Raw genomic sequence first — 13,154 nt, forward strand, 5'->3', positions numbered from 1 at the left:
TTGTCTCAGCCGATGCCGGCTACCAAGGAGCGCCACAGCGCGAGGAGCTGGCCGAGGTGGATGTGGACTGGCTGATCGCCGAGCGTCCCGGCAAGGTAAAAACCTTGAAGCAGCATCCGCGCAAGAACAAAACGGCCATCAACATCGAATACATGAAAGCCAGCATCCGTGCCAGGGTGGAGCACCCGTTTCGCATCATCAAGCGGCAGTTCGGCTTCGTGAAAGCCAGATACAAGGGGCTGCTGAAAAACGATAACCAACTGGCGATGTTATTCACCCTGGCCAACCTGTTTCGGGTGGACCAAATGATACGTCAGTGGGAGAGATCTCAGTAAAAACCGGAAATAACGCCAGAAATGGTGGAAAAAATAGCCTAAATAGGCTGATTCGATGTGTTTGCGGGAAAAAAATCGGCCCAGATCCGCGAAATTTTAATCAGCGAGTCAGCTTGGGAAGAAATGACCTGCTTATTCGCACCTTCCCTAGCAGTAGACCGTACGCATCGGTCACTTCCCATCCTTTAGTAGGTATTTTTTCAATACGTTCGCCGCGCGCACCCGCGCGTAGCCATAGCAACGGCGCAATGCGAACAAAGGCCAAGTTGTGGCTAACCGACTTCTCAGCTTCGTAGGTCAGAGTGAAAAACTCGGCATTTTCCTCAAAACCGTCAGACATTGGGAACTCGTCTGTAAACCTATAATTGACCTTAATCGGTTGTTCATTCGGCGTTTTGCCTGTGATAGCAGCTTGTACACGTGGTTTGGTGATATAATCACAGATCCCCCACTTTTCCCAATCAGGATCTCCAGGCCTTAAGCCCTGTTCGCGCAATTTTTTCTGTTCGTCGGCAGCGACTTCGTTGTTAGTGACGGAGATGCACTGGCGACGACCACCACCTCCGCCGCGACCGTGGCGGCGTCCGCACCCTGTTCGTGGTGATGTTCCTGGTGACAGCCTGCGTGGCGATGCTCTTCACTTTTGCAGCAGCCTGCATGGTGCTCACTGTGGCGGCTTTCGTGGTGATGTCCTTCACCCTTGCAGCAGCCTTCGTGTTGGTGCTCTGTATGTTTACAGCAACCTTCATGATGGTTTTGCATCATCGTCTCCTGATGTTATTTAGATATATCTAATTTATATCTAAAGTTTATCGACTTGCAAGTCTATAAAATAATTTTTGTTTAATTTAATGATTATTAATGGTTTTTATGGATTGCTGATAGCTGTTTAATCTCAAGCTGACTATATCAAAAAAGTGCTTGCAATCTTTTTGATTAGCAATCATTATCATTTAAAAATAAATTTAGATATATCGTATTATCTTCACGAAGGCGAAAAAATGACAAAAAACACCTCACGCTACCCACAGCGCGTGCGTAACGAACTACGTTTTCGCGAATTAACCGTGCTGCGCGTTGAGCGTATCGGCCAGGCGTTCCAGCGGATCGTGCTGGGGGGCGAGGCGCTGGATGGCTTTGTTTCACAAGGTTTTGACGACCACACCAAACTGTTTTTCCCGCAGGCGGGCAGCGTATTTACGCCGCCGGAAGTGACCGACGAAGGCATTAACTGGGGCGAGGGCGTGCGCCCGGCGACCCGCGACTACACGCCGCTGTACGATGCCGAACGCCACGAGCTGGCTTACGATTTTTATATCCACGATGGCGGTATTGCCAGCCGCTGGGCGCTGGAAGCCAACATCGGCGATAAGCTGGTGATCGGCGGGCCGCGCGGCTCGCTGGTGGTGCCGGAAGATTACGCCTGGCAGCTTTATGTCTGTGACGAGTCGGGCATGCCGGCGCTGCGCCGTCGCCTGCTGGGATTACGTCAGCTGCCGGTGACGCCGCAGGTGACGGCCATCGTCACCGTCGCGGATGCTTCGTATAAAGATTATCTGGCGGATCTCGACGGCTTTAATATCGAATGGGTGGTAGGCCACAACCCGGCGTTCGTCGCCGAGCGGCTGGCTCAGGTCAAGGTGCCGTCAGAAGATTATTTTATCTGGCTGACCGGAGAAGGCGGCGTGGTGAAATCGCTGCTGGCGCGCTTTGAGGAGCCGAGTATCGATCAGCAACTGGTGCGTTCGCAGGCGTACTGGCATAGCAAATAATCGGCAGTGTGGTAAACCCGGATGGCGGCGCGTTGCGCCTTCTCCGGGCTACCTTTCAATGGTGTTATGTCGCCCCGGTAAGCGCAGCGCCACCGGGTGAGGCTTAGCGTTCCGCCAGCGCCTTAAACACCATCGCCACCGCGTGGGCGCCGGGGTCCATATTGCCGAGCAGGCTCTCGCTATTGAGATAGGAGGCGCGTCCGGCGCCGGCTTTGCTCGACTGGCAGGTGCGATCCGCGCCGGCCTGCGCCGCGGCGAAAGCGGCCTGCAGATTATCCGGTTCGGCCAGCAGCGCCGCCAGCGCCGGCTGTAGAGCGTCAATCATCGTCCGGTCGCCCTCATCGGCGCCGCCGTAAAATTTCATCTGCCCCAGACCGGCGTTCAGCGCTTCCGCCATGCTGGCGCCTTGCTCCAGCTTCTGCCCGGCGGCGGTGAAGAAAATCGACATCAATACGCCGCTGGAGCCGCCCATCACCACCGTCAGGCGTTCGCCAATTAGCGCGAACAGCGTGGGTAAATCATTGAGCGGCAGTTGCTGGCGTTGCAATAGAGCGGCAATCTCACGCGCGCCAGCGGCGAAAGTGGAGCCGGTATCGCCGTCGCCCACTTTGGCGTCAAGCGCGTTGAGATGGGTTTCGAGGCCGGAGAGGGTGCTGGTCACCTGCGCCACGTAATCGCCCACCTGCGGGTTGGCCGATGGCGTAAAGGCGACGCGTGCGCTGGCGAGCGCGGACGGCATGATATTAACAGCCCGCGGCTGCACCGGCTTCTGCCAACTGGCGGTTTCGACATCCGACAGCAGCGCCTTTTCAATGCTCTCTTCCAGCACGATAGTGGTCAGCGAGAAGCCTTTCATATCCAGCGCCGTTACCAGCGAAGCCGGGCCAATCAACCAGTCAACGCGCGCATGGAGTGGGGTGTTGGCCAGCTCGCGGGTCAGAATCGCCATCTCGGCCACCGACACGCCGCCGAGATTATTGAGCATCACCGCCAGGCGGCCGGTTTCAGGTAGGGCGGCGGTCAGCTTCTCTACCATAATCTGCATGATTTCCGCGCTGTTATGGGTCGCGATCGTCGAGGCTCCCGGTTCGCCGTGGATGCCCATCCCCAGCTCGGCGTGGCCGGGCTGATGGCGCGGCGCGCTTTCCGCTTCCTGCGGCAGGTGACAGCTGGCCAGCGCCACCCCGATGCTGGCGGTATGGTTGGCGGCGTATTGCGCTTCACGCAGGACGGTGGCGAGGTTGAAGCCGCGCTCGGCGAAATAACCCGCCACCTTATGCACAAGAATAGTCCCGGCGATACCGCGCGGCTGTTTGTTATCCGGCAGCGAAATATCGTCGCCGACGATCAGCATCTCTACGTTATAGCCAAGACGGCGCGCTTTCTCCGCCGCGAGGCCGAAGTTAAGCCGATCGCCGGTGTAGTTTTTAACGATCAGCAGACAGCCCGCCTCGCCGGTCACCGCCTGAATCGCGGTGAGTACCGCATCGACGCTCGGCGAGGCGAACAGATCGCCGCAGACCGCGGCGGTCAGCATGCCTTTACCAATAAAGCCGACGTGCGCCGGTTCATGGCCGGAGCCGCCGCCGGAAATCACCGCCACGTTGTTTTTATTCAGATCGCGGCGTACCACTACACGGATCGCCGGGTCGCTCTCCAGGCGGGCGAGGTTGTTCCACGGGCTGGCAATAATGGTTCCCTCGATCACGTCGTTAACGAGGCTGGCGCGCTGGTTAAAAAAGAATTGAGACATAGTGGTTCCTGATCAGTAAGCGAAAACTCACCCTCCGGAGGCGGGCCCCCGGAGTGGTAACGGTCAAAGTGGATTTAGCGACGAATAAGACGTTGCAGACGCATATCGAGCGTGATGGCTTCGCCAGGCTGAATATCATTCAGCGCTTCGCCCTGCTGGCATAGCCAGGCGATCCCCGCCGCGCGGGCGATAATCGCGCCGTGGGCCTGTTCGCTGCCGTCGCGCAGGCACAGGCCGGTGACCTTGCTGGCATCCAGTTGGAGTACAGTCGAGGGATAAATATTGTCGGCGATAATAATCGTCGGCTCACTGGCGAATGGCAGCGTCTCCTTAATACCCTGCAGATGGCGCAGCGTGCGCTGCAGAATATCGTCGACATCGATATAACGGGCCTGCAGATAGGCGTCATCCAGCTGACGATACTGCTGGCTGAGCTCCATCAGCACTTGATGCCACGCCCATTCCGCCGAGCACTGTTCGGTGAGCAGGCGATCGTTGGCGGCATCAAACAGATCTTCATCGTCGAGCAAGGTGTGATGACCGGCGAAGATCGCCGCGATATCGGCGTTAAATTTGTGTTCCGCCAGCTCGGTGAGCGCATTGAGATCGGCCAGCGTCTGGTCGATCGCCTGGCGCAGGCGCTGCTGCTCGCGGGCGATGTCGGCGGCGGCGGGGAGCGCCGGTTGGATCGGCGCCTGCGGATAAATCATCGCGGCGCCTTCAACACGCGCAGGTATGGCGGGTTCCGCTGTCGGCTGCGCCTCCGGCGACTCGCCGAAGTTATCGGCGGCCAGCGCCTGAAACGCCGCCAGCGCCGCATCGGCGTCCGGACCGCGGGCCAGCAGGCGCAGCTTATCGTGGCGGCGCACCTGTAGCAGAGCGATTTGATTCAGACTGTCCGGGGTGACGCATTTGCCGTTTTTCTCCAGCACCAGGTCGGCGTTAAAACCCGCCAGCGCGGCGACCAGCTTTGATGCCGGACGCACGTGCAGGCCGTTGTGATTGTTAATAATGACTGAAACCGATTTAGCATCGCCGTCGTCAGCAAGCGTTGGGGCGGCGGCGTCAGGCGTGTGCGAAGGTAAACCCAGCTGAACCCGCTTGGCTTCCAGGGCGTTCATGGCATCGGCGATAACTTTGTCGATCCCGGCGCCGGAGGCGGCGCTGACGGTGGCCGCCAGCGTCCCTTCGACCAGCGGCGCGGCGCACAGCCGCACCTTTGCCGCCATCGCCGGATCGAGCAGATCGAGGGCGGTTTCGGCGCTGAGCAGGGCGCTGCCGATATCCATCATCACCAGAACATGGTCGGTATCGGCGACGGATTCGATCGCCTCCATGACTTTAATCGGATCGGTGCCGATCGGGCTGTCGGGATCGTCGATCCCGGCGGCGATCGCCAGCTTACAGCCATCGTTCATTAACATCTGCCGGGCCAGTTCTCCGACACCTTCGCCCAGCCGGGCGCTATGAGAAACAATAACCAGGTTTACCATCGCGATTTCCTTACTCTTTGGCGGCGGCAGCCAGCATCTGAACCATAAACAGCACCGAGGTCGCGCCGGGATCCTGATGCCCGATGCTGCGCTCGCCGAGATAGCTGGCGCGGCCTTTACGCGCCTGCATGGTGATGGTGGCGTGGGCGGCGCGCTCGGCCACTTCGCAGGCGGCATCCAGCGCGGCAGGGATAGACAGATGTTGCTCGCTGGAATGACGCAGGGATTCCACCACCGGCAGCCAGACGTCGCACATCGTCTTATCGCCCGGCTCCGCTTTACCACGGTTGACGACGCCGTCCGCGCCTTCGCGGATCATCTGATAAAGCTCGTCGAGGGTCAGGCTCTGATGCGCCTGGGTGACCTGGGCGGCGCGGATAAAGAAGGTGCCGAACAGCGGGCCGCTGGCGCCGCCGACGTTGGAAAGCAGCGTCATCCCGGTATTCTTGAGAATAAAACCGATGTCTTTATCGGCGATCGACGGCAGCTTTTCGACCACTTTGCTGAAGCCGCGATGCATATTGAGGCCGTGGTCGGCGTCGCCGATCTCTTTATCAAGGCCGGTGAGAAAATCGCTCTGTTTGGTGAAAATGTCGCCACAGCGGTACAGCCAGTCGACGATTTGCGTTCTGTTCAGTGACATGTCGTGCTCCTTATTTTCCCCAGTTCAGCGCTGGGGTATGGACCGGGGCGTCCCATAACGCCAGTGTGTCATCATCCGCTTTCAGCAGGGTGATGGAGAAACCCGCCATATCCAGCGAGGTGCAGTAGCTGCCGATGAGGTTGCGTTCAATCACAATGCCGGACGCTTCGCAGCGCTGGGCAAGGCGGTTGTAAACGCCGTACAGTTCGGAAAGCGGGGTGGCGCCGAGGTTATTGACCAGCGCGATAACCCGATCGCCGTTTTGCAGCGCGGTTTTGCTCTGTTTCACTTCCTGCCACGCTCCCTTGACGTTATCCCACTGGCGCAGCGTGCGGCTGTATGCGCCGTTTTCCAGCAGGGTATCGACCATCTCATCGACGGTTTGGTCGAGCGAGCTGAAGCGGCGGCGGTCGATACCCGGCTCGCCATGGATGCCGACGCCGAACTCCATCTCATCATCTTTCAGGGTAAAGGAGGGCTGTCCGGCGGCCGGTACGGTGCAGGCGCCCAGCGCGATGCCAATCGAGTGACCAAGGTTATTTAAACGGCGGCCCAGTTCAGCGCAGGCTTCCAGCGAGTCGCCGCGTTCGGCGGCGGCGCCGACCAGTTTTTCAATCAGCACGGTATTGGCGACGCCGCGGCGTCCGGCGGTATAGAGGCTGTCTTTTACCGCCACGTCGTCATCCACCACGACGGTGGTAACCTTAACGCCACTTTCGTGCAGCAGCTCGGTGGCGGTCTCAAAATTCAGGATGTCGCCGGTATAGTTTTTGATAATCAGCAGGACGCCTTCGCCGCCGTCAATCTGCATCGCGCATTCGAACATTTTGTCCGGCGTCGGCGAGGTGAAAATTTCCCCCGGACAGGCGCCGGAGAGCATGCCCTGGCCGATGTAGCCGCAGTGCATCGGTTCGTGTCCGCTGCCGCCGCCGGAGAGCAGCGCCACTTTGCCGGCGACCGGTGCATCAGCGCGGGTGACATAGACCGGGTCCTGGTGCAGCGTCAGTTCAGGATGCGCCTTCGCCAGGCCGATAAGCTGTTCACTCAGTACATCTTCCACACGGTTAATCAGTTTTTTCATTGTTTATGCTCCGTAGGGTAGGGGGAGGTCGCCTGTCTATAAGGGTAGCCCGGCGATGTAGTGATTCTGGCTGAGCGGGCGCAAAATAAAATGCCGTCAAAATTGGTTCCATAACGGAACGTAGAAAAGAATTTTTGTTCCTTTATGGAACATTAATTGCCGATAAACAGGAGAAATGCGAGCCAGCGCTAATAATTTGTCCGTTTTTTTCTGCTATCAGAAATGGGGCAAGGATGATTTTTTTCGCCATTGTGCCGCATTGAGGCGATTTTCTGCGTTAAAGAGGGGAGACGATAGCGGCTTTTTTGCCAAAATGATCCGATCGCGATCGCAATCCCATCGCTTTCTCAGTCACATTGTTTCAATGTGAAACGCATTATTTTTTTATCTGTTTCAGAACAGAACAAAAAAGGGAAAAATTTTTTTCGCCGCGGCTCGCCCTACAGTGGATGCATCGCTCCGGCAGCGTGGCTGTAAGCGCCATTGATATCAGGCGCCGCGGCATGACGGCCTGGGCTCACGTGTCAACATACGCACTTATTTGAGGGTGAAAGGAATGCTAAAAGTTATTCAATCTCCAGCCAAATATCTCCAGGGACCTGATGCCGCCATGCTGTTTGGCGAATACGCTAAAAACCTGGCCGACAGCTTTTTTGTTATCGCCGATGACTTCGTGATGAAGTTGGCGGGCGACAAAGTATTGAACGGCCTGCATAGCCACAATATTAGCTGCCATGCGGAACGGTTTAACGGCGAGTGCAGCCATGCGGAAATCAACCGCCTGATCGCCATTCTTAAGCAGCACGGCTGCCGCGGCGTGGTGGGTATCGGCGGCGGGAAAACCCTCGATACAGCGAAGGCGATCGGCTATTACCAGAAGCTGCCGGTGGTGGTGATCCCGACAATTGCCTCAACCGATGCGCCGACCAGCGCGCTGTCGGTTATCTACACCGAGGCGGGCGAGTTTGAAGAGTATCTGATCTACCCGAAAAACCCGGATATGGTGGTGATGGACACGGCGATTATCGCCAAAGCGCCGGTACGCTTGCTGGTGGCCGGGATGGGCGATGCGCTCTCCACCTGGTTTGAAGCCAAGGCCTGCTTCGATGCGCGAGCCACCAGCATGGCGGGCGGGCAGTCCACGGCGGCGGCCTTGAGCCTGGCGCGCCTGTGCTATGATACGCTGCTGGCGGAAGGCGAAAAAGCACGCCTGGCGGCTCAGGCTGGAGTGGTGACCGATGCGCTGGAGCGTATTGTCGAAGCCAACACCTATCTGAGCGGTATCGGTTTTGAGAGCAGCGGCCTGGCCGGCGCGCACGCGATTCACAACGGTTTCACCATCCTTGAAGAGTGCCACCATCTGTATCACGGCGAAAAAGTCGCTTTCGGCACCCTGGCGCAGCTGGTACTGCAAAATAGCCCGCTGGAAGAGATCGAAACCGTGATGGGCTTCTGTGAAAAAGTCGGCCTGCCGATCACCCTTGCCCAGATGGGCGTGAAAGAGGGTATCGAAAGCAAAATCCACGCGGTGGCGAAAGCCACCTGCGCGGAAGGCGAAACCATCCACAATATGCCGTTCCCGGTCACCGCGGATAGCGTCTACGCCGCCATCCTTACCGCGGACCTGCTTGGGCAGCAGTGGCTGGCGCGTTAAGTCTTTCACAAGGTTCTATGCCGCGGCGCATTGCGGCATCAACTCCTCCCTCCGGCAGCCGCTGCCGGAGGGTTTTGTCGTTTTAACTGTGTTAACTCCAGCGGAAAAGGGATATGACAGCTCAGACTCAGGGTGCGGAAAATGAAGTTTCAGCCGTTATCAGCCAGTCGTGGCATCGCTGCAGCAAATTTATGCAGCGTGAAACCTGGCAGGCGCCGCATCAGGCGCAGGGGCTGACCTTTGAATCGATCTGCCGTCGCAAATAAACCCAACGTGCGCGGGTTCGTGTCCTGAACCGCCGCCGGAGATCACCGCCACGTTATTTTTGTTAAGGTCGCGGCGAACCACGATGCGAATGGCCGGATCGCTCTCCAGACGCGCCAGGTTATTCCACGGGCTGGTGATAATTGTACCGTCGATCACGTCGCTAACGAGATGGGGGCGTTGATTAAAAAAGAATTGAGACATAACGGCTCCTCGAGGTTGAGTGTAAGACAAACCCCCGAATGCATGTTCATGGTGCGGAGGCGATAGAGAGATTCTGGCGAAGTCAGCATGGAAAAAAACAACACGAAAATGAGTTTCATTACGAAACGTGATTGCTGTTTTTTGTTCCGAAATGAAACTTAATTAGGCGAGAAATCATCACAATGCGAACTCGCTCGACTTTTTCCTCCTGCGATCAGAGCAGGCCACACGGCGCAGTCAGTCTTTTTTGCGGGGCTTTACCCAGGATGGCGCGTAATTGGGGAAATTTATCATCGTGTTTGTCGGTAATTTCGCGGTAACGGAACGGATCGAGATCGCAAATCTCATTATTTTTGTGGTTAAGCGTTCCAATATGAAACGCATGTCATTTTTATCTGTTCCATATCAGAACAAAATGACGAAAGATTTTTTTGTACACGCCTCGCCATACAGTTATTACATCGCTCCGGTACGTCCGCTTTCGCCGTCAACATCAGGCTAAACGGGTTAACGCCAGGGCTCACCATGTAAAAACATGTACTTATTTGAGGATGAAAGGAATGCTAAAAGTTATTCAATCTCCAGCCAAATATCTCCAGGGTCCTGACGCTTCTACCTTATTTGGTCAATACGCTAAAAATCTGGCGGACAGCTTTTTCGTGATTGCGGACGACTTCGTCATGAAGCTGGCGGGAGAAAAGGTACTCAATGGCCTGCACAGCCATGACATTAGCTGCCACGCGGAACGCTTCAACGGTGAATGCAGCCATGTTGAAATTAATCGCCTGATTGCCATTCTGAAAAAACACGGTTGCCGCGGCGTGGTTGGGATTGGCGGTGGGAAAACGTTAGATACCGCCAAAGCAATTGGTTATTACCAGAAGCTGCCGGTAGTGGTGATCCCGACCATCGCCTCAACCGATGCGCCAACCAGCGCGCTGTCCGTTATCTATACCGAAGCGGGTGAGTTTGAAGAGTATCTGATCTACCCGAAAAACCCGGATATGGTGGTGATGGATACCGCAATTATTGCCAAAGCGCCGGTACGTCTGCTGGTGGCCGGGATGGGCGATGCGCTCTCGACCTGGTTTGAAGCGAAAGCCTGTTATGACGCTCGGGCGACCAGCATGGCGGGCGGGCAGTCCACCGTGGCGGCGCTGAGCCTGGCGCGCCTGTGCTATGATACCCTGCTGGCGGAAGGCGAAAAGGCACGCTTAGCCGCCCAGGCTGGCGTGGTGACCGATGCGCTGGAACGTATTGTCGAAGCCAACACCTACCTCAGCGGTATCGGCTTTGAAAGCAGCGGCCTTGCGGGGGCACATGCCATCCATAACGGCTTTACGATTCTGGAAGAGTGCCACCATCTGTACCACGGTGAAAAAGTCGCCTTTGGTACGCTGGCGCAGCTGGTGCTGCAGAACAGCCCGATGGAAGAGATCGAAACCGTGCTGAATTTCTGTCAGAAAGTGGGCCTGCCGGTAACGTTAGCGGAAATGGGTGTGAAAGACGACATTGACGGCAAGATTATGGCCGTGGCTAAAGCCACCTGCGCAGAAGGTGAAACTATTCACAATATGCCGTTCCCGGTGACGCCTGAAAGCGTACATGCCGCTATTTTGACGGCAGACCTGCTGGGACAGCAGTGGCTGGCGCGTTAATCGGGCACAGGTAAATTTACCCAGCATCTTCTCCCCCTCTGACAGTCTCTGCCGGAGGGGTTGTCTATGGCAAAACAGCGGAAAGGGATATGACGGCGCACACGCATAGCATCGGGCAGGAAGTCTCTTCGGTTCTCGCCCAGTCCTGGCATCGTTGCAGCAAGTTTATGCAGCGGGAAACCTGGCAGGCGCCGCATCAGGCGCAAGGGCTGACCTTTGAGTCGATTTGTCGTCGCAAGACGGCGCTGCTGACGATTGCGCAGGCCGCGCTGGAAGATGCCTGGGAGTTTATGGACGGTCGTCCGTGCGCACTGCTGATTCTGGATGAATCAGCCTGTATTCTCAGCCGTTGCGGCGATCCGCAGACGATAGAACAGCTGGCGGAGCTTGGATTTCGCGACGGCAGCTATTGCGCGGAAAGCATTATCGGCAGTTGTGCGCTGTCGCTGGCGACGATGCCGGGGCAGCCGACAAAAACCTCTGGCGCTCAGCACTTTAAACAGGCGTTGCATCCGTGGTCGTTCTGCTCGACGCCGGTGTTCGATAACCATGGGCATCTGTTTGGCTCCATCTCATTGTGCTGTCTGGTAGAACATGAGTCCGTTTCTGATTTATCCCTGACGCTGGCGATTGCCAGAGAAGTCGGCAATTCATTGCTGACCGACAGCCTGCTGGCAGAATCCAACCGCCATCTGAACCAGATGTACGGGCTGCTGGAGAGCATGGATGATGGCGTGATGGCCTGGAATGAGCAGGGGGTGTTGCAGTTCCTCAATGCGCGCGCGGCGCTGCTTTTGCATCTCGACGCGCAGGCCAGCCAGGGCAAAAACATTCACGACCTGCTCAATATGCCCATGCTGCTGCGTCGGGCAATTAAACATGCCCGCGGTCTGAATCACGTCGAAGTCACTTTTGAAAGCCAGCACCAGTTTGTTGATGCTGTTATCACCCTGAAGCCGATTGTTGAGGAGCAGGGCAACAGCTTTATCCTGCTGCTGCACCCGGTGGAGCAAATGCGTCAGCTGATGACCAGCCAGCTTGGTAAGGTGAGCCACACCTTTGAGCAGATGTCGACGGACGATCCGGAAACCCGACGCTTGATCCATTTTGGTCGCCAGGCGGCAAGGGGGAGTTTCCCGATCCTGCTGTGTGGGGAAGAGGGCGTAGGGAAAGAGCTGCTGAGCCAGGCCATTCACAATGAAAGCGAACGCGCCAGCGGACCGTATATTGCCGTGAACTGTCAGCTGTATGCCAACAGCGTGCTGGGGCAGGATTTTATGGGCAGTGCGCCTACCGATGATGAAAATGGTCGGTTGAGCCGCCTTGAGCTGGCGAACGGCGGCACGCTGTTTCTGGAGAAAATTGAATATCTGGCACCGGAGCTGCAATCCGCGCTGTTACAGGTGATTAAGCAGGGAGTATTAACCCGTCTTGATGCCCGTCGGCTGATTCCGGTGGATGTGAAAGTGATCGCCACCACTACGGTTGATCTCGCTAATCTGGTGGAGCAAAACCGCTTTAGCCGCCAACTGTATTACGCGCTGCACTCTTTTGAGATTGTTATCCCGCCGCTACGGGCGCGGCGTAACAGTATTCCCTCGCTGATTTATACGCGACTGAATAGCCTGAAAAAACGCTTCTCATCCAGCCTGAAGATCGACGACGACGCGCTGGCACAACTGGTGGCTTATTCGTGGCCGGGCAATGATTTCGAGCTGAACAGCATTATCGAAAACATCGCTATCAGTAGCGATAACGGGCATATCCGGCTGAGTAATTTACCTGATTATCTGTTTGCCGAGCGTCCCGGTCTGGAGACCGCGTCTTCCCTGCTGCCAGCCAGCCTGACGTTTACCGCTATCGAAAAAGAGGCGATTATCCATGCCGCCCGTGTCACCAGTGGGCGAGTACAGGAGATGTCGCAACTGCTGAATATTGGTCGCACCACCTTGTGGCGTAAGATGAAGCAGTACGACATCGACGCCAGCCAGTTTAAGCGCAAACATCTGGAGTAGTTTCTTCGATTCTGGCCATGGAGAACAGCGCATCCGACAGCCGGTTGATATAACGCCTGGGTTCATCGCGTAACGTCAGCTTTTTGTCCATCGCGATGAGGATCCGCTCCAGCCGCCGTGCCAGGGTGCGCGCCACGTGTAGTTGTGCCGATGCCAGATTTTTCCCCGGAATGACAAATTCTTTCAGGGGGCCGCTCTGCGCCATATTGCGATCAATAAGTTGCTCCAGCGCCTGAATATCCTCGGCGTTAATCGTCTGCGTTAAGCGGGCGAGACCTTTCT

11 protein-coding genes and 3 pseudogenes are annotated in these 13,154 nt (G+C 56.7%); 6 read left to right on the plus strand and 8 right to left on the minus strand.

From position 1 onward, the window contains the following. The coding region (locus HMPREF1144_RS13835; RefSeq protein ID WP_042927744.1) for an IS5/IS1182 family transposase at positions 1-335 on the plus strand (335 nt) is incomplete at its 5' end. 100 nt (positions 336-435) lie between these two features. Here HMPREF1144_RS13835 and HMPREF1144_RS33000 read toward each other — a convergent pair. Both HMPREF1144_RS33000 and HMPREF1144_RS33650 read right to left on the minus strand, forming a co-directional pair. Beyond that, positions 436-831, minus strand: coding sequence for a hypothetical protein (locus tag HMPREF1144_RS33000; protein ID WP_064732696.1), 396 nt, complete (start codon positions 829-831; stop codon positions 436-438). Positions 832-879: 48 nt separating this feature from the next. Next, a pseudogene (locus HMPREF1144_RS33650) lies at positions 880-1,097 on the minus strand (PadR family transcriptional regulator); the annotation flags it as partial. Between the two features lie 239 nt (positions 1,098-1,336). On the opposite strand from HMPREF1144_RS33650, the gene HMPREF1144_RS13850 reads away from it, so the two are divergent. Continuing rightward, on the plus strand, positions 1,337-2,107 hold the full coding sequence (locus tag HMPREF1144_RS13850; RefSeq protein ID WP_007372176.1) for a siderophore-interacting protein: 771 nt from the start codon (positions 1,337-1,339) through the stop codon (positions 2,105-2,107). Between the two features lie 103 nt (positions 2,108-2,210). Here the strand turns inward: HMPREF1144_RS13850 and HMPREF1144_RS13855 are convergent, their stop codons facing one another. From HMPREF1144_RS13855 to dhaK, 4 genes are all read right to left on the minus strand, one after another. Continuing rightward, a complete protein-coding gene (locus HMPREF1144_RS13855; RefSeq protein ID WP_007372177.1) occupies positions 2,211-3,860 on the minus strand; it encodes a glycerone kinase in 1,650 nt (549 codons plus the stop codon). A gap of 74 nt (positions 3,861-3,934) precedes the next feature. Further along, on the minus strand, positions 3,935-5,353 hold the full coding sequence (gene dhaM, locus HMPREF1144_RS13860; protein ID WP_007372178.1) for a dihydroxyacetone kinase phosphoryl donor subunit DhaM: 1,419 nt from the start codon (positions 5,351-5,353) through the stop codon (positions 3,935-3,937). A 10-nt stretch (positions 5,354-5,363) separates the two neighbouring features. Then, the gene (dhaL, locus tag HMPREF1144_RS13865) at positions 5,364-5,996 is read right to left on the minus strand and encodes a dihydroxyacetone kinase subunit DhaL (protein ID WP_007372179.1); all 633 of its coding nucleotides are present in this window, start codon (positions 5,994-5,996) and stop codon (positions 5,364-5,366) included. Positions 5,997-6,006: 10 nt separating this feature from the next. Then, positions 6,007-7,077, minus strand: coding sequence for a dihydroxyacetone kinase subunit DhaK (gene dhaK, locus HMPREF1144_RS13870; RefSeq protein ID WP_007372180.1), 1,071 nt, complete (start codon positions 7,075-7,077; stop codon positions 6,007-6,009). A 556-nt stretch (positions 7,078-7,633) separates the two neighbouring features. On the opposite strand from dhaK, the gene HMPREF1144_RS13875 reads away from it, so the two are divergent. Both HMPREF1144_RS13875 and HMPREF1144_RS34005 read left to right on the plus strand, forming a co-directional pair. Continuing rightward, positions 7,634-8,731: a glycerol dehydrogenase gene (locus HMPREF1144_RS13875; RefSeq protein WP_007372182.1), complete on the plus strand. Its 1,098-nt coding sequence runs from the start codon at positions 7,634-7,636 to the stop codon at positions 8,729-8,731. 113 nt (positions 8,732-8,844) lie between these two features. Beyond that, positions 8,845-8,994, plus strand: a pseudogene (locus HMPREF1144_RS34005) (hypothetical protein); the annotation flags it as partial. On the opposite strand, the pseudogene HMPREF1144_RS31505 reads toward HMPREF1144_RS34005, so the two are convergent. Further along, a pseudogene (locus tag HMPREF1144_RS31505) lies at positions 8,984-9,199 on the minus strand (dihydroxyacetone kinase subunit DhaK); the annotation flags it as partial. The pseudogenes HMPREF1144_RS34005 and HMPREF1144_RS31505 overlap by 11 nt on opposite strands. Positions 9,200-9,759: 560 nt before the next feature. On the opposite strand from HMPREF1144_RS31505, the gene HMPREF1144_RS13885 reads away from it, so the two are divergent. After that, positions 9,760-10,857, plus strand: a complete 1,098-nt coding sequence (locus HMPREF1144_RS13885; protein ID WP_007372185.1) for a glycerol dehydrogenase — start codon at positions 9,760-9,762, stop codon at positions 10,855-10,857. A gap of 89 nt (positions 10,858-10,946) precedes the next feature. Further along, positions 10,947-12,872, plus strand: a complete 1,926-nt coding sequence (dhaR, locus tag HMPREF1144_RS13890) for a dihydroxyacetone kinase operon transcriptional regulator DhaR (protein WP_009653098.1) — start codon at positions 10,947-10,949, stop codon at positions 12,870-12,872. Here the strand turns inward: dhaR and HMPREF1144_RS13895 are convergent. Beyond that, on the minus strand, positions 12,850-13,154 hold a 305-nt coding region (locus tag HMPREF1144_RS13895), incomplete at its 5' end, for an ATP:cob(I)alamin adenosyltransferase (RefSeq protein ID WP_009653097.1). The genes dhaR and HMPREF1144_RS13895 overlap by 23 nt on opposite strands.

The organism is Klebsiella sp. OBRC7 (assembly GCF_000293135.1).
In the GTDB taxonomy this organism is placed as follows: Bacteria; Pseudomonadota; Gammaproteobacteria; order Enterobacterales; family Enterobacteriaceae; genus Klebsiella; species Klebsiella michiganensis.

Coding starts and splice junctions, on each gene's coding strand:
- HMPREF1144_RS13850 (WP_007372176.1), top strand. CDS start 1,337: ATGACAAAAAACACCTCACGCTACCCACAGCGCGTGCGTAACGAACTA.
- HMPREF1144_RS13855 (WP_007372177.1), bottom strand. CDS start 3,860: ATGTCTCAATTCTTTTTTAACCAGCGCGCCAGCCTCGTTAACGACGTG.
- dhaM (WP_007372178.1), bottom strand. CDS start 5,353: ATGGTAAACCTGGTTATTGTTTCTCATAGCGCCCGGCTGGGCGAAGGT.
- dhaL (WP_007372179.1), bottom strand. CDS start 5,996: ATGTCACTGAACAGAACGCAAATCGTCGACTGGCTGTACCGCTGTGGC.
- dhaK (WP_007372180.1), bottom strand. CDS start 7,077: ATGAAAAAACTGATTAACCGTGTGGAAGATGTACTGAGTGAACAGCTT.
- HMPREF1144_RS13875 (WP_007372182.1), top strand. CDS start 7,634: ATGCTAAAAGTTATTCAATCTCCAGCCAAATATCTCCAGGGACCTGAT.
- HMPREF1144_RS13885 (WP_007372185.1), top strand. CDS start 9,760: ATGCTAAAAGTTATTCAATCTCCAGCCAAATATCTCCAGGGTCCTGAC.
- dhaR (WP_009653098.1), top strand. CDS start 10,947: ATGACGGCGCACACGCATAGCATCGGGCAGGAAGTCTCTTCGGTTCTC.